Genomic DNA, 17,469 nt, shown 5'->3' with positions numbered 1-17,469 from the left:
CAAACGCAGTGGCAGATAGCTGCTTCTGCATCTGGCGAAACGCCTGACTCACTGGAGTATGTATGAAATACCGCAATGAATTCATCTCATTACTGAAATACTCTCTCAAGTCGTGCCGCCCCTTCTCAAACATTTCGCATGCGAAATCTTAAGGACAGTTACATGACACTGAAAATCGGACCTATCGGTAAACTTATCGTTGTATGTAGCCAGAAGGGCGGCATCGTTAAATCGCAGTCAACCAGTGAAATTGCACATGATCTTCGTAAAACTGGTTTCCGTGTGCTTGAAATTGATATGGACTGGACAACTGGTCTGACGGAAAGAGCTTTTCCCGACGACTTACCTTGTGAGATAGAACGCGAACCTTTAAGTAACAGTTTTACACCCGGCGAGGCGAATACATATCAGCTTTTCTTTCCGGACACAGAGGTTCGCCCTATTGAGCTTCCTGGCGGGCGCTTCTTTATTGGTGCTACCAGTGAACTTAATGAAATTAACTACCGAAACAGCGACTGCATGTTCGACTTCAGGGATCGTATTGAAGAACTGAAGAAACAGTTTGATTTTATTATTGCTGATTCAGCGCCATCATATTCAAATGTTATGATCGCAGCGCATATGTCAGCTGATTACCTTCTGATCCCTACCCTGCTGGAGAAGCAGGCTCGTAATGCCGTTGGTAAACAGCTTACTTATATGCAGAAAATTAAACGGAACTATAATCCTTCGCTGCAGTTCATGGGGACTTATGTGACCCAGACGCAGGTGAAAAATTATAAAAAGCCGCTTAAAGAAGGATATCTAGGGCCTATTGATACACTGAACCTGAATCTCCTTATCGAGATCCTTCAGGGAAAAGGCTATTCCGAAGAATGCATTCTCGCCTATATATCATTTGTACCTGCAGCTGCAAAAGAGGCGATCGAGCTTGGCCTCTCCTTTGATGAATATGACCCTAAGTGTCTTCCTGCAATCCAGTATAAAGAACTTACCCAGAAAATTATTCTGTTCGCAGGAGGTAAGTAATGGCCAAGAAACCGTTTATGAAACGACTCCAGGCGCAGCAGGAAATGAAAAAAAATGCTGCTGTTGTTTCTGATATTGAACAGGTCATAGCAAATAAACAGCGAGATGAGCAGAGCCATGATATAGCTGCGCACCAGATTATGTCGGATATAGCCCGCCCGGATATCGAACCTGATGGACAGATAATCCGCGTCGATATAAACCTAGTTTATGCTGAAGAACAAGTGCGACCTGAAGAAGACTTCGAGGAAGATGTCATCAATGGTATGTCTGATACGTTCGAAACTATAGGGATGCTTACCCCGCCTCGTTGTTATCCTCGCGACAGACGTGGTTACCAGATATGGTTAGGAGAAACACGTGTTCGTACTGCTCGCAAACGTGGTGATACCCATATAGATATTTATGTTGGCAAACCACCACGGGAAAGAAAAGAACGTATCATCGGTCAGCTCATTGAAAACCTGCAACAGTCTGGTTTGAAACCATTAGCGACGGCAAAATCGTTCTATGAGCTCAAGCATCAGTTCAATATGACGGGTGAGCAGATCGCAAAAACAATGGGTAAACCTACCTCATTTGTCAGTAAACATCTTCGTCTCATTGATGCACCGGAAAATGTTACTGCCCTCCTACGGGATAAAGTCACATCCGATATCGATCTGGCTTACACGCTGATCCAGGTAAATGAAAAGTCTCCCGAAGAGGCCGAGAAGCTTGTCGCGGCAGCGCGGGTGTCTGGTATTTCACGCGCGCAGGTTAAAGCGGTTCTTGATGAAGTTAAGAACAAAAGCAAAGGTGAGATTTCGCATGCGAAATCTCAGTCTCAGAATAAAAAGCCAGCTAAGCCTTTGGATAGCAACTCCGGTGTAAAAACCTGGCAGGTTGTTGTCGAGATAGACGGTCAGCAAGGGGTAATAATGACCGACCGCGCGCCAGAAAAAGCGGGGTCTGTGTGGGTGAAACTGGAAATTGGTGATATTTCAGTTGAGGCTTCTGAACTACGCGTCAAAGGGATGCGATCTCTGTGATGAAATCAACCCCGTTCACCGAAATGGCCACGGCATTCCGTGGCCAAATTATCCGCCTCTGGGCGCTTCGATATCCCGGCACCCAATCCGAAGCCGCTGCTGCGTTAACAGAAGCAGCTTTCAATCTTGGATACGTTACAAGAAGCCGGCCCGTACCCGGAACGGCGTTACTTTCATGGTCCTCTAACCCGGTTCAAACTCCATTGTGGGCGGCTCAGACGGCGTTAACGTTGATGCTCAGCATCGGCTGGAAGCCTGAAAGTAACCAGGACTGGTGTGGAATGTCGGCGCTGATATTCAGATCTAATCGTACACTTCCACTTGAGCAGCTAGTCGCTTCCTTGCCTGAGAACATAGACAGGCAAACTGCTACCGGATGGTTCGTGGCTGCAATTGAAGAGGATGCTCACTACCGTTACAACAGGAAATCCAGATGACCTTTCAAGAGCTTGATGCTTGTATCGCAGGCTCTGGCAGGCGTTCTATCGCTTCAGCGTTAATCGCTTTTATTCTTGATGCGCTTGATGACGGACAGGACGGAGTTGATCTTGATACGTTCCAGAGCCACACGCGCTTCGTTCGCAATAATGTAACAACGGTAGCAAGCTATCTGCAACTGCATGGGATTATCCATGTACTGTATTACCGTGATGGTGCTGCAGAACGTCAGTATGAGTCCGTTAATAATTACGGGCGGTGGGCAAAGCAGCACTACCGTCCTTCTCAGGCTCTTATACAGTTGCATCGACGTGATTAAACCAAAAGATTTCGCATGCGAAATCTGTCTAACCTAAGGATTAAACAGAGTGCCGGGTTCAAAGAGAATTTGCAGGCAGTGTCTGAACGATGACCGTTATCTGAACAACATCATTGCAAGCGATCCTAATGCATCAGAATCATGCGATTATTGTGACTCCGAAGAGATGACAATGTCGATGGAAACACTGGTTGAAAAGGTCGTCTGGTTGATTGAAAACTATTATCGGGGCGGAGAATATAACCATTATCTGGAAGAGTATGAAGGTGAACCTCTCTTCTCAGTTCTTGAGCAAGAGGTCACAGTCAATGATAATATCATCAATGACTTATCGGAACTACTCGACGATTTATGGTTTGACTGGAGCTCACATGAAAGAAGATATGGTGATGACCCCCATTTTGTTGAAGCTGTAACCATCTCAGGCAACTTGTCCAGACAATGGTATTCAATGGAACGGAAACTTCGGGAGAGTAATCGATTCTTTAATATGGACGCGATGGCAACTTTTGAAGAGGTTTTTGGCTATCTTCACGAAAATCATCCCTCAGCATTTATCGATTTTGAGCCAAACAAATCAATTTTCCGTGGCCGAATTTTTCAGTCAGAAGATGTACTTGAAGCCGCATTACGAATGCCCGAGTCGAGTTTCGGTCCACCTCCTCCTGAACTGACACCATCTGGTAGAATGAATGCAAGAGGTATCTCAGTCTTCTATGGCGCTACGTCCAAGAAAAATGCCATATCCGAAGTGCGACCACCTGTAGGGAGTTATGTTGCAGTTGCAGAGTTCGCTTTGCTGCGGACAGTCCGATTACTCGATCTGTCCAGTCTCAGAGGGCTGGCTGTTAACGGGTTTAGCCGTTTTGACCCGGAGTATCTTCTTCGATATGAACGCAGTAGTTTTATTCAGAACCTCTCCAGAAAGCTTGTTATGCCGGTTGTTCCTGAACTTGAAGAAGCTAATTACCTGCTGACACAAGCTATCGCAGATTATCTTTCAACATCTGAACGCTACGATCTCGATGGGATACTGTTCACTTCCGCACAAAAGCCAAAGGAAAATACTGACCCATCTGTCAGAAATATTATCCTGTTTCATAAATCATCTGGGGTACTGAATGCAGACCGAAGGTACCGGGAAGCTGGCGTAGATATGTGTCAGCAATATGATGATATCTCATACTTTGCCCCAGAGATAACGACAACTCCCGAAGATTTCCGTCGTGAATTTAAGGTGCTCTCAAGTAAGAAAAATAGGGAAGATATACTTGAGTTAAAACTCGATGGCATAGAAATTCATAAAATAGAAGGTGTTGATTACTCCACATCAGAAACAACAGTCACGCACTATTTAACGAAAGGCCGCACAAAAGAAGTGATTTCGCATGCGAAATCGCATCCACCTATGGATGAGAATGAGTTTTGACGAAGAGCTGTAAGCGAAGATTTCGCATGCGAAATCTTTTGGTTGCAGGTCATCGTATCGTAGCCACCGGGAGGTCACTCCAGCGTGTAGTATAGGATGGTGACAGCATATCTCGTTTCATCTGCCAGTCAGGAGCGATACCTCGTCCCGCAAACCACACTTTCCCCAGTCCTGAATGGTTGATACCGTCCAGGACTTTCATCAGTTGGTTGCTGTTGCTTCTGGGCTGAGTATTATCGAACAGGTTCAGTTGCGAAATCCCCGTAGGAGTGAAATCGTTGAGCATGCAACCCGCTTTTGCATAGCGATGCCCATTCACCCAGATGCGATCCAGTGCTTTCACAGCTGCGGCTATAATGTCCCTGGTATCTTGCGTAGGTGTCAGTAGCTTCTCACTGGCCATATTCCCGTAATACGGTTCGTTCACCGCGAATGGTGAGGTTTTCACAAATACAGCAATAAGCCTGCAGAACTGCCGCTCGCCGCGCAGCTTTTCAGCTGCACGCTCAGCATACTGGCAGACTGCCTGCCGCATAGCTTCATACGTCGTAACTCGCTCCCCAAAGGACCTGCTGCAGACAATCTGTTGTTTCGGCGGGGGCGCTTCTTCCAGTGAAATGCAGCTTTCTCCGTTGAGCTCCCGGACCGTTCTCTCCAAAACCACATTGAAGTTTCTCCTGATAAATGCAGGATTCGCGCGGGCCAGCTGCAGTGCAGTGGTGATACCCATTGTGTTCAGCTTCGTTGCGATCCTGCGGCCAACGCCCCATAACTCCTCTACTGGCTGAAGGGACAGCAGTTTTTCAGTACGCAGGGGATTACACGGCGTTAAGGCCAGAACGCCACCAAACTGCCTCCATTCCTTTGATGCCCATTGCGCGCTTTTAGCCAGCGTTTTGGTCGGCCCCATCCCGACACCAATTGTCAGCCCTGTTCCGGAGCGGACGTGCTCACGCAACTGCCGGCCGAAGTCCTCAAAATCGATGCAGCTGTCTATACCGCGAATATCGAGAAACATCTCGTCGATTGAATAAACTGTCAGTTTCGGCGCCATACTTTCTAGTAACGTCATGACCCTGTTAGAGATATTTCCATACAAAGCATAATTGGAACTGAAAACGCTAACGTTATGTTTTTTAATTATATTTTTAATTTCAAAGTAGGGTTGGCCTCGTTTAATTCCCAGGAGCTTTGCTTCTTTATTCAAGGCCGCGCAGGCACCATCATTATTTGTAAGGACAATCAACGGCTTGCCTTTTAGGTCGGGCCTGAAAAGTTGCTCACATGCGCAATAAAACGCATTAGCATCACACAATAGGTACATTACTTTGTCCGATGGATGGCATAAGTTACAACGCCAAAAATCTCCAGTTGATCTGGTTCGACATAAATCGGGCTGTAGGCTGGATTCATTGGCATTAAACACAAAGTAGGGCGGGTGCAAAGTTGTTTAACGGTAAATTCTCCATCTAAAGCAGCGATAACAATATCGCCATGTTCTGCTTGAAGAGATTTGTCGACCACAAGAAGATCGCCGGAAAGGATGCCCGCTTGAACCATCGATTCCCCCTGTGCAATCAAATAGAACGTAGACACAGGATGAGGCACGCAGTAATCGTTTAGATCTAAGGATTGCTCAATATAGTCCTGGGCTGGAGAGGGAAATCCAGCCACACAGTGATCGGCGAATAATGGAATAGTTGAAGTTGGTAAATCGATGCCCGCTAAGGATAGGAATTGAATTTTCATTGTGTGGCTCATTATTACTGTACGCATACACAGTAATAATGACCGGAATTATCTCAATAGCAAGTAAGAGAACAACGCCGAATCAGGTCTTCGACCTAACATAATAATTTCAGAACAAATTAACTTCCGGCTATTCCTGCAATTCTCGGTGTACGCATTTTCTTATTCTCCCGCCCCGCTAAACAGTTCCACCGCCAGGCATGACAACAAGTGTGCGCTATCGCCGTCTACTACATCCGTTCTCACTCCCTTCGGTCGTTGCGCTGCGGTTTTGCAGACGCACTTGCAATCACGCTTATCTGGCAGAGGCCCTGACGCTTTACGGCGCGAGAAACAGAAAACTCGCGATTAACAGCAAAGGGGAATACACCAGATGAAAGTTCATAACGCCGAAATACCGAGCAACTCATTAAATTTAGGCCACCTGTTCTCACGTTCACCACTCCAAAACCTGTTTGATCCCTCGAACCGGCGCCCTGGCGTGTCAGCTGCTCAGTATCGCAAGGAGTTTGTATCGATTTTCAAACACTTGGCACCACATCATCACCGTTTTGATGTGTTTCGTGATTTTGTACATGCAGCTGCTATTGCTATTCAAAATGCTTTTTTAAAGTCAGATGAGTTAGAGCAAGAATATTTTGTAATTGAAAGACGCTTAGGCAAAGAGAATATGAGTCAGTTATCTCAATTGCTAGGGTGTGTTATTGGTGCTTTGGACGCAGAGCCGAGTGACTTTCTGGGGAGTCTCTATATGGAATTAGAGTTGAGTGCGTCCAGTTTAGGTCAATTCTTTACCCCATATTCATTATCGGAAATGATGGCAGCATTAACGATGTCTGACGCAGTACAAAACTTAAACAAACGTCCCTTTATAACTTACAATGAACCCGCCTGTGGGGCAGGTGGGATGGCTATTGCAGCAGCGATGTATATGCGTGAAAACGGGTATAACCCCCAAGAGCAAATTTTTATGGTTTGTACAGATATTGATGGCATGGTTGCTGATATGTGTTACATCCAATTATCGTTGCTGGGTATCCCTGCCCAGGTTATTACCGGTAATACACTCACACTGACAGTGAATAGAACTTTCCACACACCTTTTTGGTATCTGGGGGGGTGGGAAGAGAAGTTAAAACACGCTGAAGTCGTTGAGCGGATGATGACGATATTCTCCCGCCTACAAGCCGCTTAATACTTTAAATACAAAGTGATATATAGAAATCATATATCACTTTGATTTAGAGTACTTGATAATAGTAACTTTATATTTTACATTGTGTAACTTTTAATGATACAATGCATATACGGAATGGAATGACGGAACAGACAATGATTAAGTCTTTTCGGGATAAAAACCTAGAACTGTTCTATATGGAAAGTAAACGAGATCGCGCGATACCGGCAACAATAGAGCGCCAGTTAGCGAAGAAGCTTGATATGTTGGCCGCCGCACATAATGAGCGAGATTTGTTTATTCCAACCAGTAATTACTACAAGCGTCTCTCAGGGCAGTTTGATGGCTGGTCAAGTATGAGAGTCAATATTCAATGGCGGTTAATGTTTCAATGGAAAGACGGATATGCTGAAAGCATCTACCTCGATCCTCATCAAGACACCTAGCAGGGGGATTTATGCTTGATACCACTACTCGCGAACCTACTACGGTAGGCGAAATTTTGCAGGAAGAATTTTTAACCCCATTAGCCATTGGGCAGGAAGAACTGGCCGATATTATGGGCGTGACTCGTGCAACGGTTAACCGTTTGTGCAAAGGCCGTCGTCGTCTGACTGTAGAAGAAGCGACGCTGTTTTCTGAGTTGTTTGAGACGACGCCCGAATTTTGGTTGAACCTCCAAGCCGCTCATGACCGTTGGGAAGCACGAGAAGCGCTTCAAAAACATAAGCGGCCCCCAATGCGTCCTATCATGGAAATGTTGGGGCGGCGTATCTCACACGCCTGATCCTGCCAAATAGAAACCGCTCCATCTGAGCGGTTTTTTTCATCCCAAATCTGCCCATTTGCCTTTATTGGCCAGAACCGGCGTTGAGCCGGCACTGACCAATATACCCCCCGCTTGCGACGAGCTTCGCTCGTGCCGCTCTCACTGCTGGCACTGATGTGCCAGCGTCTGGGAAAGCCAGGCTAAAGCCCGGCCTTTCTGGTGATCCCCTTTACTCTGGCAATAGCGCTGTGAGTCTTTCGCCGTGACAGACGCTATGCCGGGGCGCAGTCAGCGCAAGGGTTCGCTGGCGCCGGCTACGCCGCCCTTGCACTGCCTGCTTATACCCCGTCTCGGTCTTAATGTCACAGCGCCAGACACCCCGCGCCGGCAAAAGCCAAAAGGGGAATACACCAGAAGAAAGTCGAAACGAGAGGGTTTTATGACTACAACACTGAGAGATGCATTGGTCGCCCTGATTGGGCCCGAAGCGGGGAGCACCCCGTACAGAACGGATGAAGAAGATAACCTGGCCCGCAGTACGTTAGCGGCCCGGGCTTTATTGAATTTTATGGATAACAGTCAATGCGATGAAATCGATGTTGAGTCGGTATTCAGTGATCTTATCGCTGATTTGTTTCATCTGGGAGCATTGTTGCATCGGCAGGGGCTGTACACCGATTTTGGTCTGTGGGAAGAACGTGTTCTTGTTCGCGCGATGAATCATTTCCAGGCAGAAACGGGCATTGAGATTGATGTTAAGGGTGCGCATCCTGATGCCGCTTGCTCACTGCTGCTTTACATCAACAATAAAAAATCAACACAACACGTCGCGACAATGGCCAGTCAATTAGCTGCAGAGTTATCACTCATTATTAAAAATGTTGAGGGGTTGCCAACGGCGAATGCACTTCTGGCGGTTGTCAGTGAATGCCATAAATAGTCGTATGGCCAGAATAAGGGCATGCATTTAGCCCTTTCCCCCTTGTTCAAGACGGTATCAGGGCAAGGGGGATACTGGGCACACATAATTAATGTTACTCATTCTGAGTAGCATTGAAAGCAATTTTACGCTACCAATAATACAAGTAAACTCTATTTGAGTGTATTAATTGACGCATATCGAGTAATAAGCATTGATTTCCAACATCACTCATCTATAATAAGACTCAAATTGAGTAACTTAAAAGGGCACTGAAATGAAACATATTTGCTGTGACGACGGCTCCACTAATGTAAAACTGGCCTGGTTTGATAATGACAACCTCAACACTTTCCTCTCCCCCAACTCTTTTCGCCCCGGTTGGAAAATCGAAGGCATGGGAAGCCGACGCACGTTCAACTATCAAATTGATGGCGTGAAATACACATTTGATGACGTCAGTCACCAGGCAATCAGCACAACTAATATTGAATATCAGTACAGTGATACCAACTTGTTGGCGGTGCATCATGCTTTGCTCAACAGCGGCTTGGAACCCCAGGCGGTTAAATTGACAGTAACATTGCCTATCAGTGAGTTTTATACCGAGGACTGCCAGAAAAACACGGTGAATATTCAACGTAAAATTGAGAATCTTTTACGGCCGGTAGTGCTGAATAAAGGTCAATGCTTTGATATTTCGGCAGTTGAAGTGATGCCGGAATCATTACCCGCTGTTTTCTCTGCATTGGCCCGTGAGAATGTCGGGCCGCTTGAAACCTCACTTGTCATTGATTTAGGCGGTACGACGCTCGATGCAGGGGTGATTGTTGGCCAGTTCGATGACGTAACGGCAATCCATGGCAACCCGATGATTGGTGTTTCACTGGTGACGCAGGCTACCTTAACGGCATTACGTATCGCGGAGAGTGATACCAGTGCATTCGTAGCCGATACGGTTATCCAGCGTCGTCACGACCGGGAGTTTTTATCTCAGGTTATCAATGACGGCTCGCAGGTTGATAATGTGATTGATACGATTGAGACAGCCATCAGTCGCTTGGGTGACCGTGTTGTGAATGAATTAGCCCGTTTCCGTCATGTAAATCGGGTATGGCTGGTCGGTGGGGGCGCCCCACTGATAGAATCAGCGATACGAAATGCCTGGAAATTACCTGCAGAACGGATAACGCTAGTTTCCAATCCGCAATGTGCCTTGGTCAATGAAATGGCGTTGTTTAAGCTAAAGGGGTAACAGAACGTGAGCGAGAAAAGCAGTGATAACCGCCGGAAATTTACCTGCTATCTGCAACTGGATAGTGAAGCTGATCGCCATGCGTTGGACGTCGTTGAGTCCATATCACAGCGAGTAAGGGGGGATTTCTTGCGTAATGCCGTTATTACGACAGCAGCACTGCATCAGCTTGATCCTCGGTTGCCGGTGCTATTGGCCACCCTGTTTAATGGCCAGTTGACGGCTGATCAACTGGTCAACTTGCTGACTCAAACTACCGGATGGAAACCCAGCCAGGCGGATATTCGCGACGTGATCGCCTCATTATGTGCGGTCGACATTGCCCCTAATGAGGCGGCAGTCCATAAGGAAGATGAACACAACTCAGATGGACTGGAAAATATTCGTAAAAAGATGGATAAGCTCATTTGAATTGTAGAAAAATAAGCAAAAATTTCCCTTTCCATTACTAAAAAGGTGCAAAAATTGCTTAAAATTCATTAAATTTATGGAGCACAGGAGCCGTATTAAATGACTGGCTACGACTTGCGATTATGGCGCTCTGGACAATTTTGGACGCGAGATGAGGTTAGATCAATTCGCATCGGAAGTCGGTGGCGGCAGGAGGATGCTGCGGAGCAACTTGGCGTAACACTGCGAACCTATCGCACTTATGAACAATATACGCCACCATTAGTGGTTGAGCTAGGTGTGCAAATTTTATCACTTCAAACCATGTTATCAGAGTTGGCCAGATTGCCTTTCGATCAGGCAATAAATCGTTTGCGAACTCTGACGGGGTGCACTAAACAAGAGCTCGGGGTCATGCCGACTTATCAGGTAGTGATGCCATCGTTAGGGTTAAAACAGTGGCGCTCAGCTCTAAAGTGGACTCAGGTACAGGTTGCGGAAAAGTTAGGGGTCACTATTCGGACCTATAAGAGCTATGAACAAGGATCCTACAAGCTTCCACGGCGGGTTATATTGGCTATTCAGGCACTGACATTGTTGGTTATGCTTCCCCAACTGGCGAATGGCCAACCTGATGATCTCCTGCCACAACTCCGGTTGCTGCTACAAACCGACGGGGCATAGCCCGTCGTTCTATGGTGGCCAAACACCGGCCACAGAAAGGATACCCGACCTTGTCGGGTCCCCCATGGACGATATTCTGCCCGATCAACGAAATCCCCCTTACGCCGTGCCCTGACACTAATCCGGGCCACGGTTCCCACAAGGGGATGCTACGCCAGCCCTTCACCCGTTCGCACTCCCTCCCTGCGGTCATTCGCTTGCGCGTGCGGCTTCCAGTTCTGCCCTTGTAAAATCCGTTATTTGCCCGTCTTGGTTTAGGGGCACGGCGTAGGCCGCTACCTTAATCTGATAACTCGGAGCGAATGTCATGAGCAATTTTATCCCTCTTCACGTCCAGCAAGCCCCCGTTTACGTTTTGTCATTGGAAAGTACCCCGTTTTCCCGCTCGATATCTGACGATGATTGCTGTGCCTGGTGCCGACATCTTTTATATCGCCCAGGGGAACTGAGTCTGTGTCAGTTACATAACATGCATGATTGGCCTGCGCGGTTTAATGAAGATGGATATGCCCTGGACTGCGAGCAGCAGCTGGCGTGTCGTTAAGCTATTGGCTGGCCTGCCTAGAGCGGGCCAGTTTACTTTATCCAGGGATGTGAGTACTGATTTTTCAGGCTACGGACATGACCGGCCTCGAACCGGTCATGTCCGAGGTGACAATATCGACACTATCCTCGTTTGTAGTCAGGCATACCGCCCTATGGGCGGGGGTTTTAAATAGATTTTGTGTCGCTTGGGGCTTACGCCGTAGCCCGAACGTAGCCGGGCCGCTGCGCCAGCAAGGGTTCGCTATGCCCGTATCCTCACCCGTTCGCACTCCCTCCCTGCGGTCATTCGCTTGCGCGTGCGGCCTCCGGTCCGGCCCCTGCCTGCTCCACTTTTCGCCCGTCTGTGTTGTGGCTACGGCGCAAGCCGTTATCCGATAATCTTTAGATGGGAGTATGTAACATGCCAAATTGGTGCGCGAACCGGTTAATTGTGACCGGCAGTAAAGAACAGCTCGATGCCGTTGAAGCTTTTGCGATGGGTGAAATGCCGCATAAGTATGAAATGGCCATCAAACAGAGTATTCGCCTATTTGTCGCAGGATGCGCTGGTCTGCTGCAGACTGTGGATGGCTCGGAATATACGCCATATCGGGATCTTACCTCTGCGGGGCGCGGTGTAATCTCGCCAGAAAATTTGGCGTTTACCGAGTGGGTCACGTTGCTATTGAATAACGTAGAACTGGATGACACAGCTTGCACATATATTGACCGGCTATATGGACAAAGCGGGATAGGGGATAAGACATGGGAAACCTTACCCGATGCGGCTCAGGAGACTATTGAGTCATTGTTTAAAGAAAAGGGATATGACTGGTTTAATTGTACAGTATCAGGGACATCGCCATCTTATTCAGAATATTGGGATCTCCCTTTATCTATCGATAATGGACAGCCGTTTGATATGCGGACGTTGTTGCCTACACGGCTCGCGAATGAGGTCAATGGCTTTAATGGCCGACTTCTGGCGAATATCAGTAGTAGTTGTAGCCTATATCTCAGTCTGTACGAGGTTAAATGGCCAACAGCTTGTAGCCTTGATGTCTTTGGGGAAACATGTGCATTAACGATAGATTTTGATACTCCTTGGGCACCTCCGTCAAATGATGTGTTAAGTGCGTTGAGTCGTCAATTTGACTGTGATGTTATGCACTATTTCAGTGAATCAGGGTGTGGATTCTGTGGGTATGGCGAATATAGCAAGGGGGATTTGCTTGATGGAGCGAATGATAATATCGAGTTTGAAGAGTTTATGGGGGATGATGGATATGAGTATTCCCGCGAAATTGGACCTGACTATATTATAGATAACCTCCCCCATTTTGGTGGGTAAAACTGATGAGCGCCCCTATGGGCGGGGATTTAAATGGATTTTGTGTCGCTTGGGGCTAATGCCGTGCCCAAACGGTAGCCGGGCCACTGCGCCTGCAAGGGGGCGCTTTGCCCGTATCCTCACCCGTTCGCACTCCCTTCCTGCGGTCGTTCGCTTGCGCGTGCGGCCTCCGGTCCGGCCCCTGCATTCTCCGCTTTGCGCCCGTCATCGATGTGGTCACGGCATTAGCCGGCATATCGAAACGTGAAACTAAGGAGATTGTATGAGCATGACCATGACAGTAGAGAATTTGATCTCTCGATTACAGCGCTATTCCCCAGAAGAATTGTGTGTTGCTTCGATCTGGTTCGATGAAGATTTTCAAGCTGTATCGGAGGGGACGGAGTTGACCCGAGAAGAAATTGATGAAGCTATGGCTTGGATTGCCAGCGAACATGATGCCAATGTTGGAATCAATTGGTCTGTCATAGAAAATGTGGTTTTAGAAGTGCTTGAGGATAGGTAACTTTCGAAATATGCCGTATTGGGATGAATATTATATTCCGGTACGGTTCCCATTTTGTGCTTAACAGCGAAAACGGACGCCATCGAGAGCGCCCGTTTTCGTTCCCTTTGCTATGAGCAAAGGGACGGTAGCTTGGCCACTGCCAGCAGTGGCGGTTATTAAATCTATTTCTTCTACAATATTGGCGTTGTGACGGCTAACGCCGTGCCTTCACTGTAGACGGGCCGCTGCGGCTGCAAGGGGTCGCTTCGCCGCTATCCTCACCCGTTCGCACTCATCCATTCAGTGTTCTTCCCGTTGCCCGCTCGTTCAATATTCACTCGCTGGCCGTCCAGTCCACTTCCCTCCTTCGCTTGCGCTGCGGCCTCCGGTAGCGCCCCTGCATCCTCCGCTTTTCGCCCGTCAGTCGTGTCGGCACGGCGTAAGCCGGACTTGTTATCCCACAACCTGCGGAGGAATTTACATGAGCACGACTTCACCTGCTGTCTATGTCGGCACGTACCATAAATACAACTGTGGCAGCATTGCTGGGCAGTGGTTGGATCTGACTGATTTTGACAGTGAAGAGGATTTTTACGCCGCTTGTAGCAAGATCCACTGCGACGAATCTGATCCAGAGTTGATGTTTCAGGATTGGGAAGGAATACCATCAAAGCACGCTTCTGAATCCCATGTTGACTGGACATTTATTGAAGCGTTCAGACAAGCGGGGGAAGAAGGGCGGAGCGAGGCATTTGTGGCTTGGGCTGAATACTCAGGAGCGTGTGATTTCGATAGTTTTCAGGAAGCATATATTGGGGAGGCGGGAAGTGAGGAAGACTACGCCCGCGAGTACGCGGAGGAATCTGGTCTACTCAGTGAAGTTCCAGACTGTCTTCGGCATTATATCGACTTTGAAGCATACGCGCAGGATCTGTTTACCAGCGGCCTGACTTTTTATAGTGGTTTTGTTTTCACATCCTGACACTGTAAAGCGGCAGGAAGAACCTTGCCGCTAAGGACATTTCATGCAACTCCAACCAGAAAGCCGTGACATCCTCAGGCAGTATAAAAACCTGATCAATGAGCGTAGAAAGGCCAATGAACTGAACCCCGTCACTACCGCGCAGATTGTCGATTCAATGTGTGAATATTTAACATGGCAGGCATTAGTTTACATTTGTAACCAATTTATAATTCAGGGTGGTAGTGGAAAACTCCCGGATGCATAAAGAACCAGGCAGGGGGGCCTGCCAAATGCCGCGCAAAACCCTGGCAGGCTTCGCCTGCCGTAATGCGCCTAACGGCGCTACGCGTACTGATTCTTAGCATATTTTTGATAGCTTATAGCGACTCAGTGAACCGCAGAATATCAATGGAAACAAATAGCTTAAATTTTATATCTGAGTGTTATTTATTGAATTTATAATGATTGATTTCATTGTTTGCCTGGTGAAAGTAGACCCAAAAACCTTGCTTGCCACCTCCGGCTGCTGACCGGCTGACGCCGTTCAACAGTCGAGCCACACTCCGCCAAGCAGTGGCTACGCCCCGGCAGTCTCCGCCGAACCCCTACAGGTTTCGGGCCATTCGGCTAGTGTCTGATGGATAACGTCAAATTCCACCCCGCAGCTGGCTACTGCCAGCGCCATCACCGCCCCGGCGATAACCCCTCCGGGGCTGCAAGGACGCCCCGCCGTACCGTCGTGTCGCGGTGTGTTCATCCTGTCTGTGCAGTTCGGAACGCCATCACTCGGTAAGCCCTCTCGCGGAGGGCTGCTTGTAGCACCACCGCCAGGATGCCCGCAAGGGTAAATAGCACGCCGCAAGCGGCGCCCTTGCGTTCCTCCCGTCGTCGTTGCTCCTTTGCCCTTGCCGCGATAGAACTCACAGAGAGATGGACAACCACCGAAGGAGAGCAACCAGGATGAACACACAAACGTCAAGACCGCCGCTTCCTGAATCTACAGAAAGATATGAGGAAAAAGAAACCACTATGAGCACTCAGAACGGCATAGCAAAAAAATCGGCCCTAAGTCGTGCGTTCGATAACGCCATACAGGAGGTCGCAATGGCAGAAGAGGCCCACGCCCATTATGGGGAGACGTTTTGTTTTAGGGATGCTGTCCATTATTGGTTATTCGGTTTTTTCAGCAGTTTCAAAAAGCATTAAACCCCCTAGAGCCAGCCGCTGGCTGGCTCTTATCAACCAAGGAGAAATACGATGTATCAGACAGTGTGTAACACGAATGATCGTTTTAGCTGGGATAGCAATACTGAGGCCGCTTATTGGTTGTCAAGGGAAGAGGCGGCTATGACCAAGCCTGCCGAAATTACGTTGGAACGCTACATGGATATGATTGGCACGATGTATCCGCTCGACTGGCGCGGCAACATGGTTAACGAATCGTTCAAGCTGGCCGAAATGTATTGCGGCAATGTGGCTTGTATCTACGCCAAGGTAGGAGATCGTTATTTTGAGTTTCGTGACGTTGTCACTCTGAGCCACGAAGAAATAATCGAACGGATAGAAAAGGAGGTGTTAAGCCAAAACCAGAAATGAAAAAAGCAGACTTGCGTCTGCTCTCTCTGCCGGTTTAGCCCTAGGAAAGTTTAACCGGCTATCAATTATCTATTGGAGTTAAAACTATGAAAATTGACGGTCGTATCATTGCACCAACTGCCAGTTTTGTAAAGCAGACCCCGAAAAAACAGCAGCGAATAAACCATCCTGCAATTGCTGTAGACGAGATCAGCCTGTCAAGCAAAGCGCGGGCACGCCACATTGCCAAATGCCAGAGCAAAAAAAGGTCGGTCAGAGTACCGGCAATGCTTATCAGTGAACTGGGCCAGTTACTCCGCACGCTGGAACTTAAACGGGCTTATGCCTGATTAAACGCACCGCCCCAATGATGGGGCGGTATTCCATCGAACAGGAGTGATGCAATGAATGAACAAACAGTTTTGAGTGCAACTTATTTGGTTCGGGGCGCACTGGATCGACGCGAAGATTTTATTAAGGCGCTTGAGCGGTCGGCAGTCAGTGAGATGGACATGATTGCGGCCTTGATATCTCAAGCAAAAGGGGTCGAGGCTGTCGCTGAATATGTTTCCGAAAATTATGATTTTTCGGGCGTTTGGTTATATGAAGTAGTAGAGCCTTTTGGAGAGGAATTAATCAAGTTTCATGATGTTCCTGATAAGTTTCTCGCGTCTGACGTTCTGGCTCTTCTTCTCAATAGCTGGCTAAGAATTGATGAAAGTGAAAAAAACGTATTCATCGATACTATTAAGTTTTTGTATCAGAATGCACTCGCGTAATGTGAATATGATCCGTTAGATACCGTCTTTATAGGCGGTATTTTTTTCCCGCTAATCGGTTGATGCCGGTATTGAACCGGCCCCCCCCGAAGAACCGCCGCTTGCAACGGGCAAAGCCCGCCCCGCTTCAACTGTTGCCACTGATAGTGGCAACGTCAAGGATACCTGGCTGCGCCAGGTTGAGAGTATCTGCATCACTCTTCCAGTCCACGGGCTGAGCACAGAGTGCCTTATGCCGTGACAGACACTAGGCTGGGGCGCCGGAGTCACAAGGGTACGCTTGCGCCGTTATCCTCTCCCGTTCGCACTCCCTCCCTGCGGTCGTTCGCTTGCGCGTGCGGCATGCGGTAACGCCCTTGCGCCTACAGCTTATACCCCATCCCGGTCTTATTGTCACAGCACAAGACGCTCTGAGCCCGGCAACGCCGGATAAAGAGTGACACCAGAAATAAACTCAAAGGAGAATTAATATGCAACGTCTATATACCGGTTTTGGTAATGCGACTGTTATTCGTCAAGAACGCCCACTGACTAATGGTGAGCTAGAAAGATATGTACCGAGTGTTTTCTCGGAAGAAAAACATGAATCGCGCAGCGAA

General features: G+C 48.0%; 23 protein-coding genes and 1 pseudogene. 21 read left to right on the top strand and 3 right to left on the bottom strand.

Annotated elements, in window-relative coordinates; translation table 11 throughout:
* The first annotated feature begins 162 nt into the window (after window positions 1-162).
* From ACQ4OC_RS15990 to ACQ4OC_RS15970, 5 genes are all read left to right on the top strand, one after another.
* Complete coding sequence (locus ACQ4OC_RS15990; protein ID WP_050881797.1) at window positions 163-1,029, top strand: ParA family protein; 867 nt, start codon at window positions 163-165, stop codon at window positions 1,027-1,029.
* Window positions 1,029-2,060 (top strand): ParB/RepB/Spo0J family partition protein, encoded by a 1,032-nt coding sequence (locus ACQ4OC_RS15985; RefSeq protein ID WP_050881798.1) that lies wholly within the window; start codon window positions 1,029-1,031, stop codon window positions 2,058-2,060. The genes ACQ4OC_RS15990 and ACQ4OC_RS15985 overlap by 1 nt, the downstream gene beginning before the upstream one ends.
* Window positions 2,060-2,497, top strand: a complete 438-nt coding sequence (locus ACQ4OC_RS15980) for a hypothetical protein (protein WP_430971411.1) — start codon at window positions 2,060-2,062, stop codon at window positions 2,495-2,497. The genes ACQ4OC_RS15985 and ACQ4OC_RS15980 overlap by 1 nt, the downstream gene beginning before the upstream one ends.
* Window positions 2,494-2,817, top strand: a complete 324-nt coding sequence (locus ACQ4OC_RS15975; RefSeq protein WP_430971389.1) for a hypothetical protein — start codon at window positions 2,494-2,496, stop codon at window positions 2,815-2,817. The genes ACQ4OC_RS15980 and ACQ4OC_RS15975 overlap by 4 nt, the downstream gene beginning before the upstream one ends.
* A gap of 172 nt (window positions 2,818-2,989) precedes the next feature.
* Window positions 2,990-4,246, top strand: coding sequence for an RES domain-containing protein (locus ACQ4OC_RS15970; RefSeq protein WP_430971388.1), 1,257 nt, complete (start codon window positions 2,990-2,992; stop codon window positions 4,244-4,246).
* Window positions 4,247-4,295: 49 nt separating this feature from the next.
* Here the strand turns inward: ACQ4OC_RS15970 and umuC are convergent, their stop codons facing one another.
* Window positions 4,296-5,570 carry a translesion error-prone DNA polymerase V subunit UmuC gene (gene umuC, locus ACQ4OC_RS15965; RefSeq protein ID WP_430971387.1) on the bottom strand — a complete coding sequence of 425 codons (1,275 nt, stop codon included), beginning with the start codon at window positions 5,568-5,570 and terminating at the stop codon, window positions 4,296-4,298.
* Window positions 5,570-5,995, bottom strand: coding sequence for a translesion error-prone DNA polymerase V autoproteolytic subunit (umuD, locus tag ACQ4OC_RS15960; RefSeq protein WP_267257520.1), 426 nt, complete (start codon window positions 5,993-5,995; stop codon window positions 5,570-5,572). Before umuD ends, umuC begins: the two co-directional genes overlap by 1 nt.
* A 373-nt stretch (window positions 5,996-6,368) precedes the next feature.
* Here umuD and ACQ4OC_RS15955 point away from each other — a divergent pair, with 373 nt between their 5' ends.
* The 11 genes from ACQ4OC_RS15955 to ACQ4OC_RS15905 all read left to right on the top strand — a co-directional run bounded on the left by ACQ4OC_RS15955 (window position 6,369) and on the right by ACQ4OC_RS15905 (window position 14,781).
* Complete coding sequence (locus ACQ4OC_RS15955; RefSeq protein ID WP_430971386.1) at window positions 6,369-7,190, top strand: N-6 DNA methylase; 822 nt, start codon at window positions 6,369-6,371, stop codon at window positions 7,188-7,190.
* Window positions 7,191-7,327: 137 nt separating this feature from the next.
* Entirely contained in the window at window positions 7,328-7,618 is a 291-nt protein-coding gene (locus ACQ4OC_RS15950; RefSeq protein ID WP_049615238.1) for a type II toxin-antitoxin system RelE/ParE family toxin, read from the top strand.
* Window positions 7,619-7,629: 11 nt separating this feature from the next.
* Window positions 7,630-7,959 carry a HigA family addiction module antitoxin gene (locus tag ACQ4OC_RS15945; RefSeq protein WP_049615233.1) on the top strand — a complete coding sequence of 110 codons (330 nt, stop codon included), beginning with the start codon at window positions 7,630-7,632 and terminating at the stop codon, window positions 7,957-7,959.
* 421 nt (window positions 7,960-8,380) lie between these two features.
* Window positions 8,381-8,881, top strand: coding sequence for a hypothetical protein (locus tag ACQ4OC_RS15940; protein WP_430971385.1), 501 nt, complete (start codon window positions 8,381-8,383; stop codon window positions 8,879-8,881).
* 256 nt (window positions 8,882-9,137) lie between these two features.
* The gene (parM, locus tag ACQ4OC_RS15935) at window positions 9,138-10,115 is read left to right on the top strand and encodes a plasmid segregation protein ParM domain-containing protein (RefSeq protein WP_430971384.1); all 978 of its coding nucleotides are present in this window, start codon (window positions 9,138-9,140) and stop codon (window positions 10,113-10,115) included.
* A 6-nt stretch (window positions 10,116-10,121) separates the two neighbouring features.
* Window positions 10,122-10,526 (top strand): plasmid partitioning/stability family protein, encoded by a 405-nt coding sequence (locus ACQ4OC_RS15930; RefSeq protein ID WP_430971383.1) that lies wholly within the window; start codon window positions 10,122-10,124, stop codon window positions 10,524-10,526.
* A 99-nt stretch (window positions 10,527-10,625) separates the two neighbouring features.
* Window positions 10,626-11,189, top strand: coding sequence for a helix-turn-helix domain-containing protein (locus ACQ4OC_RS15925; protein WP_050289026.1), 564 nt, complete (start codon window positions 10,626-10,628; stop codon window positions 11,187-11,189).
* 946 nt (window positions 11,190-12,135) lie between these two features.
* On the top strand, window positions 12,136-13,065 hold the full coding sequence (locus ACQ4OC_RS15920) for a DUF1281 domain-containing protein (protein WP_234049628.1): 930 nt from the start codon (window positions 12,136-12,138) through the stop codon (window positions 13,063-13,065).
* Window positions 13,066-13,327: 262 nt separating this feature from the next.
* Window positions 13,328-13,570: a hypothetical protein gene (locus ACQ4OC_RS15915; protein WP_430971382.1), complete on the top strand. Its 243-nt coding sequence runs from the start codon at window positions 13,328-13,330 to the stop codon at window positions 13,568-13,570.
* 463 nt (window positions 13,571-14,033) lie between these two features.
* A complete protein-coding gene (locus ACQ4OC_RS15910; RefSeq protein WP_430971381.1) occupies window positions 14,034-14,534 on the top strand; it encodes an antirestriction protein ArdA in 501 nt (166 codons plus the stop codon).
* A gap of 43 nt (window positions 14,535-14,577) precedes the next feature.
* The gene (locus ACQ4OC_RS15905; RefSeq protein WP_430971380.1) at window positions 14,578-14,781 is read left to right on the top strand and encodes a hypothetical protein; all 204 of its coding nucleotides are present in this window, start codon (window positions 14,578-14,580) and stop codon (window positions 14,779-14,781) included.
* A gap of 312 nt (window positions 14,782-15,093) precedes the next feature.
* On the opposite strand, the gene ACQ4OC_RS15900 is transcribed toward ACQ4OC_RS15905, so the two are convergent.
* Window positions 15,094-15,273, bottom strand: a complete 180-nt coding sequence (locus tag ACQ4OC_RS15900) for a hypothetical protein (protein WP_430971379.1) — start codon at window positions 15,271-15,273, stop codon at window positions 15,094-15,096.
* A 203-nt stretch (window positions 15,274-15,476) separates the two neighbouring features.
* Here ACQ4OC_RS15900 and ACQ4OC_RS15895 point away from each other — a divergent pair, with 203 nt between their 5' ends.
* The 5 genes and pseudogenes from ACQ4OC_RS15895 to ACQ4OC_RS15875 all read left to right on the top strand — a co-directional run.
* Window positions 15,477-15,722, top strand: a complete 246-nt coding sequence (locus tag ACQ4OC_RS15895; RefSeq protein WP_145544674.1) for a hypothetical protein — start codon at window positions 15,477-15,479, stop codon at window positions 15,720-15,722.
* Window positions 15,723-15,773: 51 nt separating this feature from the next.
* Window positions 15,774-16,112, top strand: a complete 339-nt coding sequence (locus tag ACQ4OC_RS15890) for a hypothetical protein (RefSeq protein WP_050074456.1) — start codon at window positions 15,774-15,776, stop codon at window positions 16,110-16,112.
* A gap of 86 nt (window positions 16,113-16,198) precedes the next feature.
* Entirely contained in the window at window positions 16,199-16,441 is a 243-nt protein-coding gene (locus ACQ4OC_RS15885; RefSeq protein WP_430971378.1) for a hypothetical protein, read from the top strand.
* Window positions 16,442-16,495: 54 nt separating this feature from the next.
* Window positions 16,496-16,870, top strand: a complete 375-nt coding sequence (locus tag ACQ4OC_RS15880) for a hypothetical protein (RefSeq protein WP_050074458.1) — start codon at window positions 16,496-16,498, stop codon at window positions 16,868-16,870.
* 470 nt (window positions 16,871-17,340) lie between these two features.
* A pseudogene (locus tag ACQ4OC_RS15875) lies at window positions 17,341-17,469 on the top strand (DUF932 domain-containing protein); the annotation flags it as partial.

Origin of the sequence: Yersinia sp. J1 (assembly GCF_050586585.1) — a bacterium.
Classification (GTDB): Bacteria; Pseudomonadota; Gammaproteobacteria; order Enterobacterales; family Enterobacteriaceae; genus Yersinia; species Yersinia entomophaga.
The sequence above is the reverse complement of the archived record's forward strand: the minus strand, read 5'-3'. Positions and strand labels throughout refer to the sequence as shown.